Source organism: bacterium (assembly GCA_040755795.1).
Taxonomy (GTDB): Bacteria; UBA9089; CG2-30-40-21; order CG2-30-40-21; family SBAY01; genus JBFLXS01.
This window is the reverse complement of record JBFLXS010000560.1, coordinates 1-2,190: the sequence shown is the minus strand read 5'-3', so window position 1 is coordinate 2,190 and position 2,190 is coordinate 1. Positions and strand designations below refer to the sequence as shown.

The following is a 2,190-nucleotide window of genomic DNA, read 5'->3' as shown; positions in this document are numbered from 1 at the left end:
GGATTGACCCCGCCAACATAAAGTTTAAATTTACTTCTCTTTACCCTCAGATCTTACATAAAATGGAGGGAAAAAACATACCCTCCATCTTTTAGTTTATGTCAACAGCCTGTTGAATTGTGAATTAAAAGTACACGGATGACACGGATAGCACGGAATTAATACAGATAAATCATTGACTTTTTTGAATTTTTAGGGTATATTATTAGTAAGCGGATTTAGCGGATTGAGCAGATAAAAAAAAACAGAAAAGAAATCCGATTAATCCGCTCAATCCGATTACTAAAAAATTAAAGTAACTGTTCACCGCAGAGACACAGAGACGCAGAGAAAAAAATTAAATTTTTCTCTCCGTGCCTCTGTGCCTCTGTGGTTATAATTCAAAATCAAGGAGGTAAAAGAACAATGTGTAATCTAAAAGGTTTAAAAGGAAATTCAAGAGGAACAAGGATTAAGACCATAATGTGTAGTATTGCGGTGCTGTGTGTCTTGCTGGGCAGTAGCACTATAGCCCAGGGTATAGAATGGCAGTGGCCATGGCTAAAAGGCAAGGAGCAAAAGACTAAGCAGGAAAAAGTGGTAAAAAAGAAAAATCTACCACTTAGACCAAAACAAATCGGCACGCCGACAGTTCAGGCATTACTGGATAAGGTCAAGGCGAATTACCAGAAGATACAAGATTTAGAGGCGGATTATCAGTGGAAGGTAAGGGATGCTCAACTTACTAAATTCTTAGGGATAATAGGTGATTTGTTTATTCAAAAAGAGAAATTCTTCTTTAAAGCTCCTGATAAACTCAAATGGATACCTCCTAATGAGAATCGAACAGTTATTACTAAAGGACAGACACAACAAATAGAATATGCAAAGAGAGAAATAGAACAAGATAAGTGGGAGGTTTATGATAAGAAGTTATATTGGTACTATTTATTAGAACCTTGGAATTTACCTTTCTACTGGCGGTTGGATGAGATAATTACTAAGTTTGATACGAAGGTGATTGATAATCCACAACCTGATATCTGGGTGATTGAGGCGGTGCCGAAGGCAAGTAATCCGGAGGATGAGTACAATTATCCCAGTTCAAATGGTAAATTAGAAATTTTTGTTGATTACAACAAAGGAGTGATTACAAAAATTGATGATTTTAGTGATTTTACTGGATTTCATCCTGATGTTCCTCCTGGAATTCGTTTAACTTGTCGAAGAGAAACTCAAGATTTTGAATCAATTAGTAATGTATGGATTCCAACAAAGTTTATTACAACTAAATTTACTATTCCTAAATTTAGACCAAAAGAAGTAAAAGAAGAAATAACACTTGGCAATATACAGTTAAATACTGATATTCCAGATAGTGAGTTTGAATTTTGATTTAATTTTTGGAGGTGAGTAACATGATTAAAAGAATAGCCTTAGGTTTAGTTCTAACTTTATTTTGGCTAAATCCTGCATTTGCTAAAAATCCTGTGCTTATTGTCCCAGGAATCAACAGTATTTCGCAAGATATGAAGGATGGATGTCTGGTAAAGACATTGCAAAATGCAGGGATAGATACATTTACCATGGCTGATGTAGGTAAAGAGTTTTCAAATCGTGGACAGGGATTTATCCAGGAGGATGTAAAACTGCTTAAGCAAGCCATAGATGAGGTTAAGAGGCGAACAGGAGCAACTAAAGTTGATATTGTTGCTTATTCAAGAGGTGGGTTAGTAGCTGAACTTTACACTATGATGTTTGGTGATCAATATCAATCTTCAATGGAATACCCATATATTGACACTACAGGTAAACCGAAAAAGAAAACCATCTCCAACATCCCCCGCTACGACTATGACATAAATCAAATTATTATGATGGGGACACCGCATTTAGGGAGTGAACTTGCTGATATTGAACGAAAGTATGCACGGCAAGTTAAAAAAGTTGATGAGATACTTACTAAATGGGGACTTCATGATCCGCCAGATGCTGACAGTGTTGGAATAGAGCAACTTCAAATAGTAAGTGGTTCATTCTACTTTTACTTTGGGAGTAAAGAATTACATCCAGATGTCAGGTATATTAACGGAAATGTTGAATTAACTGCACTTTTTATAACTCTATGTATTTCAAGAATTTAGATGCGATTTGGTCAACATAAACATGTTGCCTTAAATGCTCCAAAACCCTTGTAATTTCAGGCTGGTA

General features: G+C 35.8%; 2 protein-coding genes. Both read left to right on the top strand.

The genetic code is table 11. The annotated features are described in order from the left end of the window. Nucleotides 1-405: 405 nt before the first annotated feature. A complete protein-coding gene (locus AB1414_19640; GenBank protein MEW6609627.1) occupies nt 406-1,374 on the top strand; it encodes a hypothetical protein in 969 nt (322 codons plus the stop codon). A 23-nt stretch (nt 1,375-1,397) separates the two neighbouring features. Next, nucleotides 1,398-2,123, top strand: coding sequence for a hypothetical protein (locus AB1414_19635; GenBank protein MEW6609626.1), 726 nt, complete (start codon nt 1,398-1,400; stop codon nt 2,121-2,123). Nucleotides 2,124-2,190: the final 67 nt, after the last annotated feature.

Excerpts from the sequence above, each read along its gene's own strand:
- AB1414_19640 (MEW6609627.1), top strand. The coding sequence starts at position 406 with ATGTGTAATCTAAAAGGTTTAAAAGGAAATTCAAGAGGAACAAGGATT.
- AB1414_19635 (MEW6609626.1), top strand. The coding sequence starts at position 1,398 with ATGATTAAAAGAATAGCCTTAGGTTTAGTTCTAACTTTATTTTGGCTA.